This window comes from Streptomyces rectiviolaceus (genome assembly GCF_039533825.1).
GTDB classification, from domain to species: Bacteria; Actinomycetota; Actinomycetes; order Streptomycetales; family Streptomycetaceae; genus Streptomyces; species Streptomyces rectiviolaceus.
The window spans coordinates 77,098-99,757 of record NZ_BAAAUG010000091.1; the positions used below are offsets into that span (position 1 = coordinate 77,098).

The following is a 22,660-nucleotide window of genomic DNA, read 5'->3' on the forward strand; positions in this document are numbered from 1 at the left end:
CGTGACATTCCGACACTGTGTCCGACGGAGGAGCCGCCCGTGCCCCATTTCGACATGCCGCTCGACGAACTGCGCCGCTACCGGCCCGAAGCGGCCGAGCCCGAGGATTTCGACGCCTTCTGGGAGAAGACCCTTTCGGCCGCACGCGAGCACGACCTGGACGCGCGCTTCGTTCCGTTCGACACGCACCTGAGCACGGTCGACGTCTTCGACGTGACGTTCGCCGGTTTCGGCGGCCACCCCGTCAAGGGCTGGCTGATATTGCCCGCCGGGACGACCGAGCCGCTGCCCGCCGTCGTCCAGTACATCGGGTACGGCGGCGGCCGCGGTCTGCCGCACGAGCACCTGCTGTGGTCGGCGGCCGGCTTCGCGCACTTCGTGATGGACACCCGGGGACAGGGCAGCGGCGGTTCGGCGGGCGACACGCCCGACCCGGTCGGCAGCGGCCCCGCCTACCCCGGCTATATGACGCGCGGCATCGAGGACCCCCACGAGTACTACTACCGGCGCGTCTTCACCGACGGTGTGCGCGCCGTCGAGGCGGCCCGCGCGCATCCGCTGGTGGACTCCTCGCGCGTCGCCGCGGTCGGCGGCAGCCAGGGCGGCGGGATCACGCTCGCCGTCGGCGGACTCGTCCACGACCTCGCGGCCATCGCGTCCGACGTGCCGTTCCTGTGCGACTTCCCGCGCGCCACGACCCTCACCGACCGCCATCCGTACCGCGAGGTCGCGCTCTACATGAAGGCGAAGCGCGGCTCCGAGGAGCGCGTCTTCCGTACGCTCTCCTACTTCGACGGCGTGCACTTCGCGGCGCGGGGCACGGCGCCCGCGCTCTTCTCGGCGGCTCTCGAGGACATGACGTGCCCGCCGTCCACCGTCTTCGCGGCCCACAACTCCTACGCGGGGGCGGAGCGTTCGATGGAGGTGTACTCCTTCAACGATCACGAGGGTGGTGGCCCCTACCAGCAGGGTGTCCAACTCCGGTGGCTCCCGGAGTACTTGAAGGGCTGACCGGTCGGGCGCCCGCTCGGTCACGCACCCTTGTCACGGTTCGGTCGGACCGGCTAACTTGCCGCCTTGTCGTGTGTCCGACGTGACTGTTCTGACGTGACTGTGATGTGTGTGACTGAGGGGGCTCTCATGGCCGTACGCGGTCGGCACCGCCGGTATCAGCCGAACCGGATCAACCGTGCGTCGCTGACCGTCACGGCGGGCGGCGCCGGGATGGCGCTGCCACTGATCGGCACCGGCACGGCGGAGGCGGCCGACGTCGACACCTGGAACAAGGTGGCGGCCTGCGAGTCCACCAACAACTGGAGCATCAACACCGGCAACGGCTACTACGGCGGCCTCCAGTTCAAGCAGTCCACCTGGGAGGCGTACGGCGGCACGGCCTACGCCCCGCGCGCCGACCGCGCCACCAAGCACCAGCAGATAGCCGTCGCCGAGAAGGTCCTCAAGGCGCAGGGCCCGCAGGCCTGGCCGGTCTGCTCGGATCGGGCGGGCCTGACGCGGGGCGGTGACGCGCCCGACATCACGCCGATGAGCGCGCCCAAGAAGGCGGCGCCCAAGGCCCCTCAGCGCGAGGTCAAGGACGTCAAGCCGGAAGTGACCCCGCAGTCCACCGCGGGCCGCGGCCAGATGTACACGGTCGTCCGCGGTGACACCCTCTCCGGGATCGCCGAGGAGCGCCGGGTCAGCGGCGGCTGGCGGCAGTTGTACGAGGCCAACCGCAAGGCGATCGGCGGCGACCCCGACCTGATCACGCCGGGCCAGCGGCTGGCTCTGCAGGCCTCGCAGAAGAACTCCGGGAAGCCCGAGGCCGCACCGAAGCCGCGAACGGAGCCGAAGCAGCGGGCCGAGGCGAAGCCGAAGCCGAAGGCCGAGCCCAAGCAGGCGAAGCCCGCCCAGGCATCGCAGGGCTTCTCCGCACCCGTGGCCGCATCGCCCAGCACTCCCTACCGCGCGGCGGGCGGATCCTGGTCGAAGGGCTACCACACGGGAGTCGACTTCCCGGTGGCCACCGGCACCTCCGTGAAGTCCGTCGCCGCGGGCACGGTCGTGTCGTCCGGCTGGGGCGGCTCGTACGGCTACGAAGTGGTGATCCGGCACGCCGACGGCAAGTACTCCCAGTACGGCCACCTCTCGGCGCTCACCGTGAAGGCCGGGCAGAAGGTGGGCGCGGGGCAGCGCATCGCACGCTCGGGGTCCACGGGCAACAGCACGGACCCGCATCTGCACTTCGAGGTGCGGACGGGGCCCGGGTTCGGCTCCGACGTCGATCCGCTCGCGTATCTGCGGGCTGGGGGCGTGCGGATCTGAGGCCTTGAACGACCGAAGCCCCTGGGGATTCCCCAGGGGCTTCTCGACGTGCGGGCCTCGGCTGCCTTCAGAGGGGCTCAGAGCGCCTCAGAGAGCCCAGAGAGAGGGCCTCGGCGAGCGAGCTTCAGGAGCCGATGCGTTCGCGGCCGTGGTGGCGGAACAGCACCCGCCGGTGCGGAACCGGCACGGGCTGGGACGGCACCGCGGGCAGCTCGTCCGCCCGCGCCCCGGGAGCCGCGGTGTCCGCCGCCACAGGGCCGCCCTTGGCCACCGGAACGGTCGGCGTCGCAACGCCCTGCGCCGCGCCGATCCGCTCCGTGGTCAGCAGGATCAGACCGCCCGCCGCGACGACACCGAAGCCCAGGGCGACTGCCGTGCCCGCGGAGCCGTAGCGGAACGATTCGCCGAAGAGCGTGAGGCCCACGGCAGCGGCCACCACCGGATTCACGACCGTCACCGTCGACAGCGGCGCCGCGAGGCCCGCGCCGCGGTACGAGGCCTGCGAGATCAGCACGCCGACCGACGCCAGGACCGCGATCACGGCGAGGCTCGGCACCTGATGCGTCAGGGGCTCGTTCGCCTCCCAGTCCACCGCAACCGTCTTGGTGAACACCGAGGCGATGCCGAAGGCGACGCCCGCCGCGCCGGCGAGCAGCACGCTGCGCACCACCGGATGACGGTGCACCGCGTGCGCCGCGACCATGAGCATCACCACGGCGCCCGCGCTCACCAGCGCCACCATGACCCGCTCGCCGTCGTCCAAGGACTGTGCGTCCGCCGCCTGCGTCAACGAGAGCAGACCGGCGAGGCCCACGGTCGCCATGATCGCGCCGCGCCACGCGGTGGCACCCGCCTTGCGGCCCACGAAGAGGGCGGCCATCGGCAGGGCGAAGACGATGGTCAGGGCGCCCAGGGGCTGCACCAGGCTCAGCGGCCCGTACGCGAGCGCCACCACGTGCAGCAGCGCACCCAGGCTGTTCAGCGCGATGGCGATCCACCAGACGCCGCGGCGCAGCGGGGCGTACCGTCGCTCCGGCGTGCTGACGGCGACGCGCTCCTGCAGAATGGCCCCGCCCGCGTACGCCACGGCGGAGACGAGGGAGAGCAGCACGGCGACCGTGAGGGCACTCATGAGGTGCTCCACGGCTTGCGATGCGCCCCCTGGTGGGCCCGGGGCGTCCGGCGCGGCGAACGGTCGGCTTCCATAGTCACTACGATCTCGCGGATTTCGCTCCACGTCGTCGTACCTCAGCACGCATTGGGTCCTACTGCCGATGGAGTACGACCCGGCAGATGTCCTCCCCCGGGTGGGTTACGTACCGGTTCGGTGGATCATCCAGAATCTCGGAAATTCTTGTGTGAGTGCCCTCGGGAACGCACCCGTCCAGGCCACTGGGCGTGGTGTGGGCGCGCCTGCGCACCTTTTCGGGGGCGCTGCCCCTCCAGTGTGCTCCCACTGCCGCGAAAGCCCGCCTGTGGACTTACGCCCATGCCGTCTGACCTGGGCTTTTATGGTTACCGACCGTATTCTTGACCTCCGTGGAAAGGGGTCCGGATGCACCGGAACATACGCAGTGTCGACGACGTACTGAAGCTCATGGACGGCCTGTTCGCGCCAGAAGCCGACCGCTGGACCGCCGACGCGGCGGGCTGGTGGGACGGCTTCTACACCGACCGCTCACGGCCGGTGCCGTTCTTCGTGGCCAAACCGGACGAGAACCTCGCCTCGTACGTCGACCGGGGCCTGCTCACTCCGGGCCGTGCCCTCGATCTGGGCTGTGGACCCGGGCGTAACGCCCTGTATCTGGCCTCCCAGGGGTTTCAGGTGGACGCCGTCGACCTCTCCCCGGCGGCCGTCGACTGGGCCGAGGTGCGGGCCCGCGAGGCCGGGGCGGACATCCGGTTCCACCGCGGTGACGCCTTCGCGCTCACGGCGGCCGAACTGGGCGGCCCGTACGACCTGATCCACGACTCGGGCTGCTTCCACCACCTGCCGCCCCACCGCCGCGTCAGCTACCTCTCCCTGCTCGACCGCGCCCTGGCCCCCGGCGGCCACCTCGCCCTCACCAGCTTCGCCGCCGGAGAGGGGGGCTCGGGCTCCGAGCTGCCCGACGCCGACTTCTACCGCGCGTCCGGACTCCAGGGCGGCCTCGCCTACACGCCCCGGTCCCTGCGCTGGATCTTCTCCGACCTCACCGAGGTCGAACTGCGGCGGATGCGCGACGAGCCCGCCGACTCCGCGTGCTTCGGCGAGTCCTTCCTGTGGACGGCGCTGTTCCGCCGGGACGCCTAGGCTCTGCTCTCGTGAAAGCCCCTCTCGACCTGACAGAAGTCGGCTCCGTCGGCGGATTCTTCGCCCTGCGCACGGGGGCGCCGCCGGTCGGCGCCCAAGTGGCGCCCCTGGCACGGGTGTACGCGGGGGACGGCGGGCCCCTCGCGTTCCGCGTCGACAAGGTCGCCGCCCGGCTCGGGGCACCCGACGCGCGCATCGCCGTCTCCGTGGCGCAGTTGGGGCTCGCGGCTCGGCTGTGGTCCGTGGCGCTCGGCTCGGCCGCGCTGCACGGCGAGGTGCCGGACCTCGACCCGGCGCTGCTGCACTGGGACGCGGACGGCAGCTCGCCCGACGACCTGTGGCTGACGGACATGGCGACCCGCCCCGGCGACGCGGCGAGCATCCGCGGCGTCGTACAGGACGGCCATCTGGCACCCCTGGCCGACGCCTTGCGCACGCGGTACCGGATCTCCGCACCGCTGCTGTGGGGCAACGCGGGCTCCGCGCTCGCCGGGGCGGCCCGCGAACTGGACACCTGGGCGCGCCGCACGGGACGTACCGACGTGGGGGAGCGCGCCCTTGCCCTTGCCGCCGAACTCTTCGACCACCCCGACCTGCGCTCCACCGGAACCCTGCGCGGCACCGCGTTCCGCCGCCGCAGCTGCTGCCTCTACTACCGCTGCCCGGGCGGCGGTCTGTGCGGCGACTGTTGCTTCGACCGGCCGCCCCAGAGGTCGGTGCCAGGCTCTTCCCCACCGGGCGCTTCTGGGTGACCATGAGGGGGCGAACGACCGACGGCTGGGGCGGACGGACGGGGGGTTCTGCGTGCGAGTGGGACTGCTCACCCGGGAGTATCCGCCCGACGTCTATGGCGGGGCCGGAGTCCATGTCGAGTTTCTCGCACGGGAGTTAGGGGCCCTGGTCGACGTCGACGTGCACTGCTGGGGAGACCCGGGGGCCGCAGCCGCCGATGGACTGCTGCGCCATCAGGCCTGGGACGCACTCGACGGCGCCAACGACGCCCTGCGCACGTTCTCCGTGGACCTGTCCATGGCGGCCGCTCTCACGGGATGCGACCTCGTCCACTCCCACACCTGGTACGCCAACCTCGCGGGCCACTTCGGTAAACTCCTGCACGGCATCCCGCACGTCATGACCTCCCACTCCCTGGAGCCCCTGCGCCCCTGGAAGGCCGAGCAACTGGGCGGCGGGTACGCCCTCTCCGGCTGGGCCGAGCGCACCGCCGTCGAGGCCGCGGACGCCGTGATCGCCGTCTCGCACGGCATGCGCGCCGACATCCTCAGCTGCTACCCCGCCATCGACCCGGCGAAGGTGCACGTCGTCCACAACGGCATCGACACCGGCCTCTACCGCCCCGACCACGGCACGGACGTCCTCGAACACCATGGAATCGACCCCGAGCGGCCCTACGTCCTGTTCGTCGGACGCATCACCCGGCAGAAGGGCGTGCCCCATCTCCTGCGTGCCGCAAAAGAGTTGGACCCCGCCACCCAGCTCGTCCTCTGCGCCGGAGCCCCCGACACCCCGCAGATCGACGCCGAGTTCCGCACCCTCTTCGAGGAACTGAGCGACGCCCGCGGGGGAGTGCACTGGATCCCGGAGATGCTGCCGCGCCCGCAGGTCGTCCAACTCCTCACACACGCCCAGGTGTTCGTCTGCCCTTCCGTGTACGAGCCGCTCGGCATCGTGAACCTGGAGGCGATGGCCTGCGGCACCCCGGTCGTGGCATCAAACGTCGGCGGCATCCCCGAAGTCGTCGCCCACGGAAGCACGGGGCTCCTCGTCCCGTACGAGGAGAAGGAGCCGGCGGCCTTCGAGGCGCGGCTCGCGCAGGCCCTGAACGAACTGGTCGCCGATCCGCGCGCCGCGAGCCGCATGGGCGCCGCCGGACGCGACCGCGCCGTCAGGGAGTTCGGCTGGGACGCGGTCGCGCGACGCACGACCGACGTGTACGCGGAGTTGCTCGAGTCCAAGTGATCCCAGTTAAGGGGGCGGCGCGATGCGCGGTGGACCTTCGGTGCTCGGAATCGTCCTGGCGGGCGGTGAGGGCAAGCGGCTTATGCCCCTCACGGCCGACCGGGCCAAACCAGCGGTCACGTTCGGCGGCACGTACCGCCTCGTCGACTTCGTGCTCTCCAACCTCGTCAACGGCGACATCCTGCGGATCTGCGTACTGACCCAGTACAAGTCGCACTCCCTGGACCGGCACGTCACCACCACCTGGCGGATGTCCAGCCTCCTCGGCAACTACGTCACCCCGGTCCCGGCACAGCAACGTCTGGGCCCGCGCTGGTACTTGGGCAGCGCGGACGCGATCCTGCAGTCCCTCAACCTCGTCCACGACGAACAGCCCGACTACATCGCGGTGTTCGGCGCCGACCACGTCTACCGCATGGACCCCCGGCAGATGCTCAACCAGCACTTCGAGAGCGGCGCCGGGGTGACGGTCGCCGGGATCCGGGTGCCGCGCGCGGACGCGGCGTCCTTCGGCATCATCACGCCCGCGCGGGACGGCAGGCGCGTCGACCGCTTCCTGGAGAAGCCCACCGACCCGCCGGGCCTGCCAGGATCGCCGCACGAGGTGTTCGCCTCCATGGGCAACTATGTCTTCACCACGAAGACCCTCATCGACGCGATCCAGCAGGACGCAGAGGACGACAACTCCGTGCACGACATGGGCGGTTCGATCCTGCCGATGCTCACCGAGCGTGGCCTGGCCCAGCTGTACGACTTCGACGACAACCACGTGCCGGGGGAGACCGCGCGCGACCACGGCTACTGGCGTGACGTCGGCTCGCTCGACGCGTACTACGAAGCGCACATGGACCTGATCTCCGACCAGCCGGTCTTCAACCTGGACAACAGACGCTGGCCCATCTACACCCACCCGGGCGGCCTGCCGCCCGCCAAGTTCTGCGCGGCAGGCATCGCGAGCGAGTCCATCGTCAGCCCCGGCTGCGTCATCCGGGGGCAGGTCACGCGCTCCGTGCTCTCGCCCGGTGTGACGATCGAGGACGGGGCGGTCGTGCAGGGTTCGGTGCTGCACGACAACGTTCGCGTGGGCAGGGGCGCGGTGGTGCGGGGCGCCGTCCTCGACAAGAACGTGGACGTCCCGCCCGGGGCGACGATCGGGGTCAACCCCGAGCGGGACGAACAGCTCTACACGGTGTCGAAGGGCGGTGTGATCGCGCTGGGGAAGGGGCAGGTGGTGCCCATGTAGCCGGTCCTTTGCGGTTGGTCCTTTTGTGGCTGTGCCTTTTGTGGCTGTGCCTCCCTACAGGACCCTGCGTCTGCGGCCGAGCCACGTCTGTGCGATCACCACGAGTGCCAAGAAGGCTCCGCTGACCACCTGTTGGTAGGCGGAGTCGAGTGAGCCGATCTGGTTGATGACGTTCTGGATGACCTTCAGGAGCAGCACGCCGACGAGTGATCCGCTGATGAAGCCGAACCCGCCGGTCAGCAGCGTGCCGCCGATGACGACCGCGGAGATCGCCTCCAGTTCCATGCCCGAGCCGAGGATGGTGACGCCCGAGACCAGCCAGGCCGCGTTGAGCGCGCCCGCGAGGCCCGCGCAGAGGCCGGAGATGGTGTAGACGGTGACCTTGGTGCGGGCGACGGGGGCGCCCATGAGGGCTGCCGCGTCCTCGTTGCCGCCGACCGCGTACACGTACTGGCCGAAGCGGCTGCGGCGCAGGACGACGGCGCCGGCGACGAAGAGGCCGAGGGTGATCCAGACCGGGGCGCCGACGCCGAGGAGCTTGCCCTGGCCGAGTGTCGCGAAGAACGAGTCCTTGTCGACCAGGTAGGTCTTGGAGCCCTCGTCGGTGATGGACAGGAGGATGCCGCGTGCGCCCAGCATCGCGGCGAGCGTCACGATGAAGGGGGCAAGGCGGGAGCGGGCGATGAGGAGGCCGTTGACGAGGCCGATGAGTCCGCAGACGGCCAGGGGCAGGAGGAGTGCCACCGCTGTTCCGTACTGCGAACCCCAGGCTGCGAGGACTCCGCCGAGGGCGAAGAGGGACCCCACGGAGAGGTCGATGCCGCCCGTGATGATCACGAAGGTCATGCCGAGCGCCACGACCGCGAGGAACGCGGAGGAGACCGCCATGTTCTCCAGGTTGTCGCCGGTCAGGAACGTGTCGAAGCTGAGCGACGCCGCGATGACGGCGACCACCAGGGTGACCAGGGCGCCGTGCTGCTGGGCGAGTGCGCTGATGCGTTCGGAGCGGGTCGGGCCAGGGCCTGTTGGTTCGTCCTCTGGTCTCTTCATGGGCTTGGCCTTGGATAGGACGGTGCCGGTCACCGCTTGCCCCTCTCCCGTGCCGCGTAGACGGCGAGAATGATCACTACGGCCTGGGCGATCTGTGTCCAGGAGGGCGGCAGATCGTGCTTGATGAGTGTGGCGGTGAGCAGCTGGATCAGTACGGCGCCGGCGACGGTGCCGCCGATGCGTACGCGTCCTCCGCTGAGCGGTGTGCCGCCGACCACTACGGCCGTGATCGCGGACAGTTCCATCAGGTTGCCGAGCGATGTCGGGTCGCTGGCGGTGAGGCGGGCCGTTGCCAGGACGCCCGCGATGGCGGCGAGGGCGCCGGAGCAGACGTAGACCAGGATCAGGACGCGGCGTACGGGGAGTCCCGCGAGGCGGGCGGCCGGGCGGCTGTCGCCGATCGCGAGGAGCTGGCGGCCGAAGGTGGTGCGTCTGACGACGAAGGCTACTAGGAGCGCGAGGGCCGCGGCGATCAGGACGAGGTAGGGGATGCCGAGGACCGCGCCGGAGCCGAGGCTTGCCATGGTCGGGTCGCGTACGTCCTTGAGCTGGGGGAGGAGTACGAGGGCGAGTCCGCGGCCCGCGACCATCAACGCCAGGGTGGCGACGATGGGTTGGACGCCGATGAAGGCGATGAGGGAGCCGTTCGCGATGCCGATGGCCGCGCCGCCGATGATCGCGACGATGAGCGCGATCCATGTCCCGTAGCCGAGGTAGAGGGAGAGGAGGGAGGTGGAGAGCGCCATGACCGAGCCGACGGAGAGGTCGACTCCCTCGCTGCCGATGGCGAGGGCCATGCCGAGGGCGACGATGAGGACCGGGGCTACCTGGACCGCCTGGGTGCGGAAGTTCTCGGCGGAGAGGAAGTGGGGGGTCAGGGCGATGTTGAGGAGGAGCAGGACGGCTACGCCCAGGTAGACGCCGTAGTTCTGGAGGTAGCGGAGGATGCGGTCGCGGTCGGCGGGGGCTTTGCCTCCTAGGGCTAGGTCAGTCATGGGTACTCCGGGTGCGCCTTGGCTTGTCGGTGGGGCGGGGCCGCGCCGGTATGTCCGTCCTCGCTATCGTCCGGTGGCCGACTGGGTGCTTCGGCTGGGGAGTGCCGCGAACCGTGCTCCGGGCGGACATACCGGCCCGTCCCCTCCGGTCTGCATGGCGGCTGCGGGTGCTTTTCGGGGATCGGTTACTCACCTGGGCCCCCGGTGGTGGCTATCGCTCGGATTAGGGCGTCTTCTGTGACCTGGGAGCCAGTTAGTTCTTCGATCACCTTGCCGTCCTTGAGGACTATGACTCGGTCGGATCCCTCTATCAGTTCCTCCATGTCGGAGGAGATGAGGAGTACGGCCAGGCCGTCGTTGGCCAACTCGTCGATGAGCTTTTGGACTTCGGCCTTCGCGCCGATGTCTATGCCTCGGGTTGGCTCGTCCAGGAGGAGGACCTTGGGGTTCATCGCCAGCCAGCGGGCCAGGAGGACCTTTTGTTGGTTGCCGCCCGACAGCTCGCCCACTTTCTGGTGGGGGCCCGATGCCTTGATGCGCAGGCGTTTCATGAAGGTGTCGACGATGGTGTCGATCGCTGTCTCGTCCACCAGGCCGAAGCGGGAGAGGCGGGGGAGTGCGGCGAGTGCGATGTTCTCGCGGACCGAGAGGCCGGGGACTATTCCCTCGGCCTTGCGGTCCTCGGGGAGGAGGCTGATTCCGGCCCGGATGGCGGCCGGGGGTGAGCCGGTGCGGACCGAAGCTCCGGCGATCACGACCTGGCCCGAATCCGGCGGCAGTGCTCCCGCTATGGCCTTTGCCGTCTCGCTGCGGCCCGAGCCGAGCAGGCCGCCCAGGCCCACCACCTCGCCGGGGCGGATCTCTACGGAGACGCCGTGCAGGTGGTGGCGCATCGTCAGGTCGTGGGCTTGGAGTATCGGTTGGGTGTCCGGGGCGTGGTCTCCCGAGAACTTGGTGACGCCCTCTTCGCGGACCTCGCCGACCTCTCGGCCCAGCATGAGGGAGACGAGGCGGAGTCGGTCGAGCTCTGATATCGGGCCCGTGTGCACCAGTTTGCCGTCTCGGAGGACCGTGACGGTGTCGCACACCTCGTAGAGCTCCTCCAGGCGGTGGCTGACGTAGATCACCGCGATGCCGCGGTCCCGCAGCATGCGGATGACGCCGAACAGGGTCTGGACCTCGCGGGGTTCGAGGGACGACGTCGGCTCGTCCATGATGACGACCTGCGCGTCGACCGAGACCGCTCGGGCCAGGGCCACCATCTGTTGGGTGCCGACGCCGAGTTCGCGCAGGGGGCGGCGTACGTCGACCCTTATGCCGAGGCGATCGAGGACCTCTTCCGCCTCGCGGTGCATGCGGCGGAAGTCGATGAGGCCAAGACGGCCGCGCGGCTCGCGGCCGAGGAAGAGATTGCGGGCCACGCTCATCAGGGGGACGAGGTTGACCTCCTGGTAGATGGTGGAGATGCCCGCGTGCTGGGCCTCGAGCGGGGTGGCGAAGGAGACTTGGCGGTTGTTGTACGTGAGTTCGCCGGCGTCTGGCGCGTATACGCCCGTCAGTACTTTGATCAGGGTCGACTTGCCCGCGCCGTTCTCGCCGATCAGGGCGTGCACCTCACCGGCGCGGGCGGTGAAGTCGACCGAGTCGAGGGCTCGTACGCCGGGGAACGTCTTGGTGAGGTGGGTCACCGAGAGGGCGTCCGGCATCTCAGTACGCCTTGCCGAGGTCCGCCTTGGCGTTGGTCTTGGTGTACGCGCTGTCCTTGATGACGATGTCCTGCGAGACCTTCGTGCCCTTGGTGAAGGTGTCCAGGGTCTGGAAGGCGAGCGGGCCGAAGCGCGGGTTCGACTCGATGACGCCGTCGATCCAGCCGTCGACGATGCCCTGCACGGCGTTGCGCGTGCCGTCGACCGTCACGATCTTCACGTCGCCGGGCTTCTTGCCCGCGCCCTTGAGGGCGTTGACGGCGCCGAGGCCCATCTCGTCGTTCTCGGCGTAGATCCCGGTGATGTCCGGCTTGGACTGGATGAGCTGCTCGGTGACCTGCTGGCCCTTCTCGCGGGCGAACTCGCCTGTTTGTTTGAAGACGACCTTCAGGTCGGGTGCTTTCTCCTTGATGCGGTCCTGGAAGCCCTTGGTGCGTTCGGTGGTGACGTTGTTGCCCGCGGCGCCGAGCAGGATCGCGACCTTGCCCTTGCCGCCCGTCGACTTGATCATCTGGTCGGCCGCGCGCTTTCCCTGCTCGACGAAGTCCGAGCCGATGAAGCTGACGTAGTCCTTGCAGGCCTTGGCGTTGATCTTGCGGTCGATGGTGATGATCGGGATGTGCTTGGCGGAGGCGGCGCGCAGTACCGGCTCCCAGCCGTCGGAGTTCAGGGGTGCGATGACCAGGAGGTCGGCGCCCTTGGCGATGAGGTCCTGGACGTCGCTGATCTGCTTGGAGAACTGCGACTGGGCGTTGGCGGTGAGCAGCTTGACCCCGCGCTTCTTCGCCTCGGCCTTGATGGACGCCGTCTCCGCGATGCGGAAGGGGTTGGCCTCCTTCTCGGACTGGGAGAAGCCGACGGTGGCGGACTCGAGGTCGAGCTTCTTGCCGCCGTAGGCGTCTATCGCGCAGGTCTCGCCGCTGCCCGCGCTCGGCTCGGAGACGACCTGGCCCGAGTCGCCCTGGTCCTGTGACGCGGAGCTCTTGTCGCCGTCGTCCTCGGACTTGGCGCACCCGGTGGCGAGCGCGAGGCTCGCGGCGAGGCCGGCGGCGAGGAGGGTCCTGGCTGAGGTACGGCTAAGGCGTGTGGTCGGCTTCATGGAGTCCCCAAAACGGCACGGCCCCGGCGCTGAGAGCGCTCACGGGAGGATCGGCACTTACGGTCAACTCGGCGGTACGGGGAGCTTTTTACATCGTTGGAAGGGGGCTGTAAACCCTCCGCGCAAGGGGAGCCCGTCGAGCGCTCAGCGTCGGCCCAGCGTGCTCTCCCGCTCCACCAGGCGGAATTCCGCCGTGAGTTCACGGCCTTCGGGCTCTCCCGCGCCCTCCAGACTCCGCAGCAGCGAGGCCACCGCGAGACGGGCGATGGCCTGCTTGTCGGGCGAGACCGTGGTGAGGGTGACCGCCCCGAACTGCCCCTCGGCGATGTCGTCGAAGCCGACCACCGCCACGTCCCAGGGCACGCGCAGACCGCGCTCGTGCAGCACCCGCATGGCGCCGATCGCCACCAGGTCGTTGTACGCGAACACCGCGTCGGGGCGCACCCCCGCGTCGAGCATCCGCGCCATCGCCTTCGCCCCGTCCCAGCGGTTCCAGCCGCCGACCGGGCCCACCAGATTGTCCGGCGCGGCTATCCCCGCCTGCGTCAACTCCTCCCGCCAGCCCTGGAGTCGGAGGTTCGCTGGCTGGTTCGCGGAGTCCGTGCGGGCGCCGAGATACGCGATGCGGCTGCGGCCGCGACCGATGAGGTGGCGCACCGCCATGCGGGCCGCGGCGACGTTGTCGATCGCGATGTGGTCGTACGGCAGGTCGTACTGGCGCTCGCCGAGCAGCACCAGCGGTACGTCGTCCTCGCGGCCGAGGAGGTCGGCCGACTCGAGCTCCAGCGGGCTCAGGATCAGGCCGTCGATCACCCGGGCGCGGAAACCCTGGCTGACCAGGACCTCCTGCTCGCGCTCGCCGCGGGTGTGGTCGAGCAGGACGGTGAAGTCGTGCTCGGCCGCCGCGTCGATGACGGCGCCGGCCAGTTCGGCGAAGTACGGGTTGCCGAGCTCGGGAACGGCGAGCGCGATGATTCCCGTACGTCCCTTCCGAAGGTGACGTGCCGTCAAATTCGGGCGGTAGCCCAGCTCGTCGATGGCCTCCTGCACGCGCGCCCGCATCGCCGGGGTGACGTGCTGATACTTGTTCACCACGTTCGAGACGGTCTTGATGGAGACGCCCGCCCGCTCCGCGACGTCCTTGAGGCTTACCCGCACGTGCAGCTCCCTGCGTCGAGGTGCACCCCTGTCCTGGGGTGTTTGTCATGGCCCTGGACAGCGCGCCGGAGAGCGTGCTGTCATGCCAACTGCCGTTCCTTCCAACGTTGTACAGATTCGTTGTACAGACTGCGGCGGCGAGCCGCCACCCCCTTCCTCAGCCTTCAAGCACCGCTTCAAGCAAAGGAGGATCCGTGCGCCCCAATCGACCCAGACGAGTCCGGCAGCGACTGATACTGCTGCTCACCGTCGCCCTCGCCTTCGCCGGACTCACCGCCGTTCCGGCCGCGACAGCCGCCGACGAACCCCCCGAGGTCCACGGCCTGAAGGGCGAGTACTACACCCAGTCCGCACCCGGGGCCTTCGACTTCCACGAGCTCAAGGCCACCGGCTTCGACCAGAAGATCGACTTCGACAACCTCGACCCGCGCCTGACCTTCGCGACCGGGAAGGCCGACGACGCCACCGTCCGCTGGACCGGCAAGGTCGTCCCGGAGAAGAGCGGATCCCACACCTTCTCCATGATCGGCGACAACGGCTTCCGGCTCTGGGTCGACGGCAAGCTCGCCATCGACCATTGGGTCGACGACTGGGACAAGGAACAGACCGCGCAGCCGGTCGAGTTGACGGCCGGAAAGGCCTACGACATCAAGGTCGAGTACTTCGAGCACTACGGCGGCTCCAACCTCCACCTGCGCTGGACCGAGCCCGGCGGCAGCAAGGAAGCGATCCCGCAGTCGGCCTTCCGCCTCCCCGACGGCTTCGAGTACGACGGAGCGACCGCCGCCACGGTCCTCAAGGACGGCCGGACCCTGAAGCTCGACTTCGCCCAGAAGCTGGCCGCGCCCCCGAAGGACCTCGCCACCCACATCGAGGCGGTCATCGGCGGCGCCAAGTGGCCCATCGGCACGGTCGAGGCCGACCCGAAGGACCCGCGCGCGCTCCTCGTGGGCCTCAAGGAACCCGTCGTCGGCAACAAGACGGGCACTGCCAAGGGCACGGCCGACATCCGCTACGACGGCAAGGGCGGCCTGAGCGGCGACGACGGCAAGGCGGTCGCCGCGTTCTGGAGCAGCGGACCCAACCACTCCGAGCACCAGTTGCGCACCAAGTTCGCGGATGACGTGGGCCCGGACAACGCGCTACCCGAGTACCCCCGCCCCCAGCTGACCCGCGACGCCTGGCGCAACCTCAACGGCTCCTGGCAGTTCGCATCGGCCAAGGCCGGCGAGAAGCCCCCGTTCGGCAAGCAGCTCGGCGAGAAGATCCTCGTCCCCTACCCCGTGGAGTCCCAGCTCTCCGGCCTGGAACGGCACGAGGACCGCATGTGGTACCGCAGGACCTTCACCGTCCCCCAGGGCTGGAAGGTCGGCGACGGCAAGCGCCTCAAGCTCAACTTCGGCGCGGTCGACTGGCAGTCCGAGGTGTTCGTGAACGGCAAGAAGGTCGCCGAACACAAGGGCGGCTACGACAAGTTCAGCGCCGACATCACGGACGCACTGAAGCCGGGCAAGACCCAGGAGCTGATCGTCGGCGTCTATGACCCGACCGACGGCAAGGACGGCGAGAACCCGCCCGTCGGCAAGCAGCGCCTGGACCCCAGCGGCATCTGGTACACGCCGTCGTCCGGCATCTGGCAGACGGTGTGGATGGAGCCGGTGGCCGCCGACCACGCCGACTCGCTCAAGATCACGCCCGACGTGGCGACCAAGCAGGTCACCGTCGAGCCCAAGGGGGTGCGCGACGGAGTGCCGGTCAGGGCGGTCGCGTACGAAGGGAAGAAGAAGGTCGCGGAGGCGAGCGGACGCACGGGCACACCGCTCAAGCTGAAGATCGCCGACCCGCGCCTCTGGTCGCCCGACGACCCGTTCCTCTACGACCTGAAGGTGACCGTCGGGCGGGACAGCGTCAAGAGCTACTTCGGTATGCGCTCCGTCGCCGTGGAGAAGGTGAACGGCACCCCGCGCACGATGCTCAACGGCAAGCCCACCTTCCTGATGGCCACGCTCGACCAGGGCTTCTGGCCGGACGGCCTGCACACGGCGCCGACCGACGAGGCTCTCGCGTACGACCTCAAGATGCACAAGGAGATGGGCTTCAACTCCGTCCGCAAGCACATCAAGGTGGAGCCGGACCGCTGGTTCTACTGGGCGGACAAGCTGGGCCTGATGGTCTGGCAGGACATGCCCTCGATGCGCTCGGACCGCAACCCGAGCACGGCCGCTCGCGCTCAGTACGAGAGCGAGATGAAGCAGATGATCGACGAGCACGCGAACCACCCGTCGATCGTCATGTGGGTCACCTTCAACGAGGGCTGGGGCCAGTACGACCAGGGCCGCATCGCCACCCAGGCCAAGTCCTGGGACCCGACCCGCCTGGTCAACGGCATGTCGGGCCTCAACCTGGGGGCCGACGGCGGCACCGGCGACATCATGGACGAGCACGGCTATCCGAGCCCGGCTCTGCCGCCCAAGCCCGACGGCGTGAGGGCGCAGATCAACGGCGAGTACGGCGGCCTCGGCCTTGCGGTACCGGGCCACGCCTGGTCGGTCCAGCAGAGTTACGTCGACGTGGACCCGGCGACGTACACGGACGACTACCTCACCAAGCTCGACGAGGTGCACAAGCTCGCCTGCAAGGGCGGAAACGGCGCCGTCTACACCCAGATCTCGGATGTGGAGGGCGAGTTGAACGGCCTGCTCACGTACGACCGCAGGGTCGTCAAGCCCGACGTGAAGCGGCTCAAGGCGGCACATGAAGCCTTGATCGGCGACGCGTCGCGGCCGGACCCGGCGGGGTGCTCGGGTTCCTGACCCGGAGCGCTTAACCCGTGGACGCGGCCCCTCCCGCTTGGCACGATCAGCTCGTGATCATCGATGCCAAGTGGGCAGGGGCCGCGGCCCGCAACAACGCCGAGTGGTGCGACGCGGTCTGCCGCGCGCACGGCCTGCAGGGGGAGTTCGGCTCCGGGGCGTGGAGCAGCCCCCACAGGACCCCGCCGCTGTATCCGGACGCCGTCACGCTCACCCCCGAGGTGTCGGCGGCCGCACTGGTGGCACTGCTCGACACGGCGTCACCGGGCTGCTCCGTCAAGGACAGTTTCGCCTGCCTCGATCTGGAGCCGATGGGCTTCGAGGTGCTGTTCGAGGCGCAATGGATCCACCGGGAAGCGGGCGGAACCCCCGGCGTCGCGGACCTGGACTGGGAGCCGCTCAAGAGCGCCGAGTCCCTGCCCGCGTGGGAGACCGCGTGGAACGACGGCGAGGAGAGCACGGGTCTGTTCCGGCCGGAGCTGCTCTCAGACGGCACGACGTTCCTGGCGGCCCGCTCCGAGGGACGGATCGTCGCGGGCGCCATCGCGAGCCGCGGCGCGTCGGTGGTCGGTGTCTCCAACCTGTTCACCTCGGCCGACGAGGAGTCCGCCTGGGCGGGCTGCCTGGCGGAAGTCGCCCGGCTCTGGCCGGACCTGCCCGTCGTCGGATACGAGAGCGGAGAGAGCCTCGACTCGGCCGTTCGCCAGGGGTTCACGCCGATCGGACCGCTGCGGGTGTGGCTGCACACCGGCTGACGCGCGCTCCGCGAGGCTCAGGCCGCGGCCCGCCCCGCAAGGAGCTGAGCGGCCACGCCGGCCACCCGGCTGCCGAGATGGCGGCAGGTGAGCAGGTCGGACTTGTGGACGTGTGCCGCCGACACGTCGGTGTCGGTCTGCGCGCCCGCCCCGAGGAAGAACCCGAGACGGTTCAGGTCCTGCTCACTCCCCGTGGTGCTGTTCCAGCCAGGACCGAGACCGAGGTTGACCCAGTGCATGTGGTGCTGGGCGGCGAACACGGCGAGGGACATCAGCGTCTGCAGCTTGTCACCGCTCTTGGAGCCGGAGTTGACGAAGCCCGCGGCGACCTTGTCCCGCCAGGCACCGGTCGCGCAGCGCCGCGAGGTGAGCTCGGCGAAGGTCTGGAAGCCCGCCGATACGTTGCCCATGTACGTGGGGCTGCCGAAGACTATGGCGTCCGCCTCGTCGAGGAGGGCCCACTGTTCCTCGGTGATGTGGTCGACGGCGAGCGTGGTGGCCGTGGCGTCGGCCAGGCGTGCGCCGTCCGCCACCGCTTCGGCGAGGGCGGCGGTGTGCCCCCATCCCGAGTGATGGGCGACGACGACGCGGGGCCGATCGCGATCGATGACATCGGACATGGTGTGACTCCTCGTGTCTCGTGTCTCGTGTCTTCCGGACGGGCCGGGTCTGGTGAGGCGGGGTCTGGGGCGGGGTCTGGGTCTGGTCAGGCCGGTTCTGGTCAGGTCGGGCCTGTCCATGGCGGGTCCCGTCAGGTCGGGCCGGTCCATGGCGGGTTCGGTCAGGCCGGGTAGTCGGGGGCGGCTTCCTCGTAGCGCGCGCTCCATCCCGGAACGCGCGTCCCGGCCAGGTGCGCGGCCAGGCGGTCCAGGTACGCGTGCGTGCCGGGCCCGTACTCCTTGGCGTTGGGCACACTCAGGCCGCGGTGGGTGAAGGTGAGTACCGTGCCGTCGCCGTCGCCGTCGGGCAGCAACTCGTACCGGACCACGCCGTCCTCGACGAGCGCCTGCTTCCACTCGTGCTCCAGCACGTGCGGCGGATCCCATACGAGGATCCGGCCGGTCATCCGCTTGTCCTGGACGGGGTTGGCCGGTCCTGTGGGCACCATGTCGATGGCACCTCCCGCGCGGCCCTCGATGATCGTCCTGCCGAACCAGGCGGCGCGCTGTTCAGGGTCGGCGATGGCGGACCAGACCGCCTCTACGGGGTACGGAAGGTGCCGGACGAAGGTGAGCACGGCCTGGTCCCCGTCGAGCGTCAGTTTCCCATGGTGATCGCTCACGACGATCCCTCCGATTTCGTGTGCGTACGGGCCAAGTGCTGTTCCAGGGCGCCGAGATGGTCCGCCCAGTATCGGCGGTAGCGGCCGATCCACTCGTCGACCTCGGCGAGACCACCGGGGCGCAGGGCGTAGATCCTGCGCTGCGCGTCCGCGCGTACCTCGACGAGGCCGACCTCCCGCAGCACCCGCAGATGCCGGGACACCGCGGGCTGCGTCAGCTCCGGGAGCATCGCGACCAGCTCGCCCGCGGACCGTTCGCCCTCCGCGAGCGCGTCGAGCAGGGCTCTGCGGCTGGGCTCGGCCACGGCTTCGAACACGTCCATGGTTCGAGTATCACGCCGGGCGTATATAAAAGCAAGCTGATATACGAGCGGAGGCGGCGGCCTGCGACGGCGGGCCCCCAACCTCTTGACGCATGCGACACCACCCCCGAAGAATGATCGCGTTCCGCGCTTTGACAACGTTGTCCAAGGAGGCGTTCCCACCCATGAGATGGACCCAACGGCTACGCGGTACGGGAGTGGCGGTGGCCGCGGCCGCGCTCCTCGGGGGAGCCCTCGCCATACCGACGGCACAGGCCGCCCCGGCGGGGGACGGTCAACTGACCGATCTGGTCAATCCGTTCATCGGCACCGAGAACGAGGGCAACACCTACCCCGGCGCGGCCGTGCCCTTCGGCATGGTCCAGTTCTCGCCCGACACCGGGCACAACACCGGCTATGACCACTCCGACACCCACATCCGCGGCTTCTCGACCGTCCATCTCTCGGGCGTGGGCTGCGGGTTGGGCGGCGATCTGCCGGTGCTTCCCACGACGGGTGACGTCAAGGAGACGGACTACGCCAAGTACGCGGCGGAGTTCAGCCACGACGACGAGAAGGCGAGCCCCGGCGCGTACAAGGTGGGCCTCAAGTCCGGCATCGACGCCGAGCTGACCGCCACCAAGCGCACCGGCGTGCAGCGCTACACCTTCCCGGCAACCGACAAGGCCAACGTCCTGCTCAACGCGGGCCAGTCGCTGCACAAGACGGGCAGCACGAAGGTCGAGATCCTCGACAGCCGTACGGTCCGCACGGCGATCACCGGCAGCGGCTTCTGCCAGGACACCAAGCCGTACACGGTCTACACGATCACCCGCTTCGACCGCCCCTTCACCACGTCGGGCACCTGGAAGGGCGACACCGTCACCGCGGGCTCCAACACGTCGTCGGCGGGCGAGGAGCGCAACGGCGCGTACGTCCGGTTCGACACCTCCAAGGACCGCACCGTCGAGGCGACCACCGCTCTCTCGTACGTCGATGCCAAGGGCGCCGCGCTCAACCTCCGTACGGAGGGCGGGCGTTCGTACGACCGTGTCGCGAAGGCCGCCGATGCCGCGTGGGAGGACCGGCTCGACGACGTGAAGGCGAAGGGCGGCAGCGAGACCGTGCGCCGTACCTTCTACTCGTCCCTCTACCGTTCGTTCCTCGCGCCGAACATCGGCAGTGACGTCGACGGCCGGTACACGGGCTGGGACCAGAAGATCCACCACACTGCTGATGACGGGGGGTTCACGTACTACCAGAACTGGTCGCTGTGGGACACCTACCGCACGCAGGCTCAGCTCCTGTCCCTGCTCGCGCCGCACGAGTCCCGTGACATGGCGCTCTCCGTCCTGAAGATCGACGAGGAGAGCGGCTGGCTGCCCAAGTGGGGCTACGGCACGGTCGAGACGAACATCATGACCGGCGACCCGGTCACTCCCTTCCTCACCAACGCTTACCAGCAAGGTCTGTTCAAGGGACACCCAGAGGAGGCGGAGAAGGCGTACCGCGCGCTCAAGAAGAACGCGGACGGCGTGCCGCCCGCCGACTCCGCGCCCGTGGGCCGCGAGGCCAACAAGGAGTATCTGAGCGACGGTTTTGCGCCATACATCAAGGGCCGCCCGCACGCCAAGCCCGGCGACTCGGACTACGACCACGGCGCTTCCGCGACCCTCGAGTACGCCCTCTCGGACGCGATGCTCGGGCAGATGGCCGGTGAGCTGGGGCACGACGCCGATGCCAAGCGGTATGCGGACCGTGCGCAGAACTACCGGAAGATCTTTGACGGTTCGACCGGGTTCTTCCGCGCGCGGGACAAGGACGGAGCCTTCACCGGACCCGCCGACCCGGCCAAGAGCGAGGGCTTCCACGAGGGCACGTCCTGGCAGTACCAGTGGCTCGTCCCGCAGGACCTGCCCGGCATGGTCGACCTCATCGGCGGCAAGCAGGCCACCAACGACCGCCTCGACTCCTTCTTCGCCTACGAGCAGCTCCTGAAGGACCCGGCGAAGACCGCGCGTGAGGTGTGGGTCAACGGCCCCTACGACTACTACAACGCCGACAAGTACAACCCGCAGAACGAGCCCGACCTCATCGCCCCGTACACCTATCTGTCGACGGGCCAGCCGTGGAAGACCACCGACGTGGTGCACGCCGCGCTCACCCTCTTCACGGACACCCCGACCGGCATGACCGGAAACGACGACCTGGGCACCATGTCCGCCTGGAACGTGCTCTCCTCGATCGGCGTCTTCCCGGTCCAGCCCGGCACGGACACATGGGGTCTGTCGACGCCCGTCTTCGAGCGCGTCGACCTCACCCTCGACCGCCGCTACTACCCGAAGGGGCGCCTCACGGTGAAGGCGCCGGGTACGTCGGACACCGACCGGTACATCCAGTCGGCCCGCGCGGACGGCGCCGACCACGGCAAGACGTACCTGACGACCGACGACATCCGTGACACCCGCGAACTGTCCTTCACGGTGGGCGACAAGCCCTCCCAGTGGGGTACGTCGGAGCAGGCGGCGCCGCCCGCGCTCAAGTGACCTACGCCGACAGATGGTGAAGTGACGTAAGACATACGCCACTTGTGCCCCACAAGGCCCGCCTCTCTCAGAGAGGCGGGCCTTAATCTGTTGTTAACTCTGCGTAGCTTGATCGTACTTGACCGTAGTCGCTCATCGGCGATTGACTGCACGTTCATGCCATCCCCCGCATCGCCCTCGACGCGAGAGCAGTCCGTTGAACCCGTTGAAAGCGCTGACCGCTGAGTCCTCCGACCTGCTCGCACCTCTCGACCTCGCCTTCTGGAACATCGAGTCCCCCGAACACCCCATGCATCTGGGCGCACTTGGCGTCTTCGACGCCGATTCGCCGGACGCGGCCGAGCGCGCCGCCCGGCTCCTCGCCTCACGCGCGGCCGACGTGCCCGGACTGCGGCTGCGGATACGTTCGGTCTGGCTGCCGGTCGGCGGCGCCGTCCGCGAGGCCGCGCCCGCCTTCGACGCGCTGGACCATGTCCGCCTCGCCGAGCCCGCAGGGGACTTCCACGCCGCGGCGGGCACGCTCATGCAGCGTCCGCTGGAGCGCGGCAGGCCGCCGTGGGAGGCGCACGTGCTGCCGGGCGATGACGGCACGTCCTTCGCCGTGCTGTTCAAGTTCCACCACGCCCTCGCGGACGGTCTTCGCGCCCTGATGCTCGCCGCGGCGGTCATGGACCCGGTCGACCTGCCCGCCGCGCGTCCGGCGCCCGTGGGGCCCGAGGCGTCCCGGTGGTCCTGGCTGCCCGACCCGCGCAAGCTGCCGGGCCTTGTCCGCGACACCGTCACCGACGTGGGGCAGGCCCTGGACATCGGCTCGTCCGTCGCCCGCGCGACCTGGGGCGTACGGTCGTCGGACGCCCTCACGTCGGACGCCAGCGGCACGCGGCGCACCGCGGGAGTCCTGCTCGACCTGGACGACGTGCACCGCGTGCGCAAGACCGTGGGCGGCACCGTCAACGACGTACTGATCGCCGTGGTCGCGGGAGCCCTGCGCCGCTGGCTCGACGAGCGGGGCGACGGCAGCGACGGCGTGGAGCCGCGCGCCCTGGTGCCCGTCTCCCGGCGCAGGCCGCGCGGCGCGCAGCCGCAGGGCAACCGGCTCTCCGGGTATCTGGTCCGGCT

At 69.5% G+C, this 22,660-nt stretch carries 19 protein-coding genes; 10 read left to right on the plus strand and 9 right to left on the minus strand.

The window, feature by feature from the left end:
* Positions 1–39: 39 nt before the first annotated feature.
* Together ABD378_RS25640 and ABD378_RS25645 are read left to right on the plus strand one after the other, a co-directional pair.
* Positions 40–1,011 (plus strand): acetylxylan esterase, encoded by a 972-nt coding sequence (locus tag ABD378_RS25640; RefSeq protein ID WP_344524191.1) that lies wholly within the window; start codon positions 40–42, stop codon positions 1,009–1,011.
* 129 nt (positions 1,012–1,140) lie between these two features.
* Positions 1,141–2,322 carry a transglycosylase family protein gene (locus ABD378_RS25645; protein WP_344524193.1) on the plus strand — a complete coding sequence of 394 codons (1,182 nt, stop codon included), beginning with the start codon at positions 1,141–1,143 and terminating at the stop codon, positions 2,320–2,322.
* A 124-nt stretch (positions 2,323–2,446) separates the two neighbouring features.
* Here the strand turns inward: ABD378_RS25645 and ABD378_RS25650 are convergent, their stop codons facing one another.
* Positions 2,447–3,454, minus strand: a complete 1,008-nt coding sequence (locus ABD378_RS25650) for a DMT family transporter (protein ID WP_344524195.1) — start codon at positions 3,452–3,454, stop codon at positions 2,447–2,449.
* A gap of 423 nt (positions 3,455–3,877) precedes the next feature.
* Between ABD378_RS25650 and ABD378_RS25655 the strand changes: the two genes are divergently transcribed.
* Genes ABD378_RS25655 through glgC form a run of 4 tightly spaced genes read left to right on the plus strand, consistent with a single transcriptional unit; the run spans position 3,878 to position 7,835 of the window.
* A complete protein-coding gene (locus ABD378_RS25655; protein ID WP_344524197.1) occupies positions 3,878–4,615 on the plus strand; it encodes a class I SAM-dependent methyltransferase in 738 nt (245 codons plus the stop codon).
* Positions 4,616–4,626: 11 nt separating this feature from the next.
* Positions 4,627–5,367, plus strand: coding sequence for a (2Fe-2S)-binding protein (locus ABD378_RS25660; protein WP_344524199.1), 741 nt, complete (start codon positions 4,627–4,629; stop codon positions 5,365–5,367).
* Positions 5,368–5,419: 52 nt separating this feature from the next.
* A complete protein-coding gene (gene glgA / locus ABD378_RS25665; protein WP_344524201.1) occupies positions 5,420–6,592 on the plus strand; it encodes a glycogen synthase in 1,173 nt (390 codons plus the stop codon).
* Between the two features lie 22 nt (positions 6,593–6,614).
* Positions 6,615–7,835 carry a glucose-1-phosphate adenylyltransferase gene (gene glgC / locus ABD378_RS25670; protein WP_344524203.1) on the plus strand — a complete coding sequence of 407 codons (1,221 nt, stop codon included), beginning with the start codon at positions 6,615–6,617 and terminating at the stop codon, positions 7,833–7,835.
* A 54-nt stretch (positions 7,836–7,889) separates the two neighbouring features.
* Here the strand turns inward: glgC and ABD378_RS25675 are convergent, their stop codons facing one another.
* The 5 genes from ABD378_RS25675 to ABD378_RS25695 all read right to left on the minus strand — a co-directional run bounded on the left by ABD378_RS25675 (position 7,890) and on the right by ABD378_RS25695 (position 13,843).
* Positions 7,890–8,885 (minus strand): ABC transporter permease, encoded by a 996-nt coding sequence (locus ABD378_RS25675; protein WP_344524205.1) that lies wholly within the window; start codon positions 8,883–8,885, stop codon positions 7,890–7,892.
* Between the two features lie 29 nt (positions 8,886–8,914).
* On the minus strand, positions 8,915–9,880 hold the full coding sequence (locus tag ABD378_RS25680) for an ABC transporter permease (RefSeq protein ID WP_344524207.1): 966 nt from the start codon (positions 9,878–9,880) through the stop codon (positions 8,915–8,917).
* Between the two features lie 185 nt (positions 9,881–10,065).
* Positions 10,066–11,586, minus strand: a complete 1,521-nt coding sequence (locus ABD378_RS25685; protein WP_344524209.1) for a sugar ABC transporter ATP-binding protein — start codon at positions 11,584–11,586, stop codon at positions 10,066–10,068.
* Position 11,587: 1 nt separating this feature from the next.
* Positions 11,588–12,685 carry an ABC transporter substrate-binding protein gene (locus tag ABD378_RS25690; RefSeq protein ID WP_344524211.1) on the minus strand — a complete coding sequence of 366 codons (1,098 nt, stop codon included), beginning with the start codon at positions 12,683–12,685 and terminating at the stop codon, positions 11,588–11,590.
* Between the two features lie 144 nt (positions 12,686–12,829).
* A complete protein-coding gene (locus ABD378_RS25695; protein ID WP_344524213.1) occupies positions 12,830–13,843 on the minus strand; it encodes a LacI family DNA-binding transcriptional regulator in 1,014 nt (337 codons plus the stop codon).
* Positions 13,844–14,037: 194 nt separating this feature from the next.
* Here ABD378_RS25695 and ABD378_RS25700 point away from each other — a divergent pair, with 194 nt between their 5' ends.
* Together ABD378_RS25700 and ABD378_RS25705 are read left to right on the plus strand one after the other, a co-directional pair.
* Positions 14,038–16,656 carry a PA14 domain-containing protein gene (locus ABD378_RS25700; protein ID WP_344524215.1) on the plus strand — a complete coding sequence of 873 codons (2,619 nt, stop codon included), beginning with the start codon at positions 14,038–14,040 and terminating at the stop codon, positions 16,654–16,656.
* A 53-nt stretch (positions 16,657–16,709) separates the two neighbouring features.
* Entirely contained in the window at positions 16,710–17,411 is a 702-nt protein-coding gene (locus ABD378_RS25705) for a hypothetical protein (protein ID WP_344524217.1), read from the plus strand.
* A 17-nt stretch (positions 17,412–17,428) separates the two neighbouring features.
* On the opposite strand, the gene ABD378_RS25710 is transcribed toward ABD378_RS25705, so the two are convergent.
* The 3 genes from ABD378_RS25710 to ABD378_RS25720 form a co-directional block, all read right to left on the minus strand.
* The gene (locus ABD378_RS25710; RefSeq protein WP_344524219.1) at positions 17,429–18,031 is read right to left on the minus strand and encodes a flavodoxin family protein; all 603 of its coding nucleotides are present in this window, start codon (positions 18,029–18,031) and stop codon (positions 17,429–17,431) included.
* Positions 18,032–18,192: 161 nt separating this feature from the next.
* Entirely contained in the window at positions 18,193–18,693 is a 501-nt protein-coding gene (locus ABD378_RS25715; protein WP_344524221.1) for an SRPBCC family protein, read from the minus strand.
* On the minus strand, positions 18,690–19,016 hold the full coding sequence (locus tag ABD378_RS25720; protein ID WP_344524223.1) for an ArsR/SmtB family transcription factor: 327 nt from the start codon (positions 19,014–19,016) through the stop codon (positions 18,690–18,692). Before ABD378_RS25720 ends, ABD378_RS25715 begins: the two co-directional genes overlap by 4 nt.
* 164 nt (positions 19,017–19,180) lie before the next feature.
* Between ABD378_RS25720 and ABD378_RS25725 the strand changes: the two genes are divergently transcribed.
* Entirely contained in the window at positions 19,181–21,541 is a 2,361-nt protein-coding gene (locus ABD378_RS25725) for a GH92 family glycosyl hydrolase (protein WP_344524225.1), read from the plus strand.
* A gap of 196 nt (positions 21,542–21,737) precedes the next feature.
* On the plus strand, positions 21,738–22,660 hold a 923-nt coding region (locus tag ABD378_RS25730; protein ID WP_344524227.1), incomplete at its 3' end, for a wax ester/triacylglycerol synthase domain-containing protein.

Excerpts from the sequence above, each read along its gene's own strand:
- ABD378_RS25655 (WP_344524197.1), top strand. The coding sequence starts at position 3,878 with ATGCACCGGAACATACGCAGTGTCGACGACGTACTGAAGCTCATGGAC.
- ABD378_RS25645 (WP_344524193.1), top strand. The coding sequence starts at position 1,141 with ATGGCCGTACGCGGTCGGCACCGCCGGTATCAGCCGAACCGGATCAAC.
- ABD378_RS25680 (WP_344524207.1), bottom strand. The coding sequence starts at position 9,880 with ATGACTGACCTAGCCCTAGGAGGCAAAGCCCCCGCCGACCGCGACCGC.
- ABD378_RS25690 (WP_344524211.1), bottom strand. The coding sequence starts at position 12,685 with ATGAAGCCGACCACACGCCTTAGCCGTACCTCAGCCAGGACCCTCCTC.
- ABD378_RS25710 (WP_344524219.1), bottom strand. The coding sequence starts at position 18,031 with ATGTCCGATGTCATCGATCGCGATCGGCCCCGCGTCGTCGTCGCCCAT.
- ABD378_RS25650 (WP_344524195.1), bottom strand. The coding sequence starts at position 3,454 with ATGAGTGCCCTCACGGTCGCCGTGCTGCTCTCCCTCGTCTCCGCCGTG.
- ABD378_RS25685 (WP_344524209.1), bottom strand. The coding sequence starts at position 11,586 with ATGCCGGACGCCCTCTCGGTGACCCACCTCACCAAGACGTTCCCCGGC.
- ABD378_RS25725 (WP_344524225.1), top strand. The coding sequence starts at position 19,181 with ATGAGATGGACCCAACGGCTACGCGGTACGGGAGTGGCGGTGGCCGCG.
- glgC (WP_344524203.1), top strand. The coding sequence starts at position 6,615 with ATGCGCGGTGGACCTTCGGTGCTCGGAATCGTCCTGGCGGGCGGTGAG.
- ABD378_RS25675 (WP_344524205.1), bottom strand. The coding sequence starts at position 8,885 with ATGAAGAGACCAGAGGACGAACCAACAGGCCCTGGCCCGACCCGCTCC.
- ABD378_RS25720 (WP_344524223.1), bottom strand. The coding sequence starts at position 19,016 with ATGGACGTGTTCGAAGCCGTGGCCGAGCCCAGCCGCAGAGCCCTGCTC.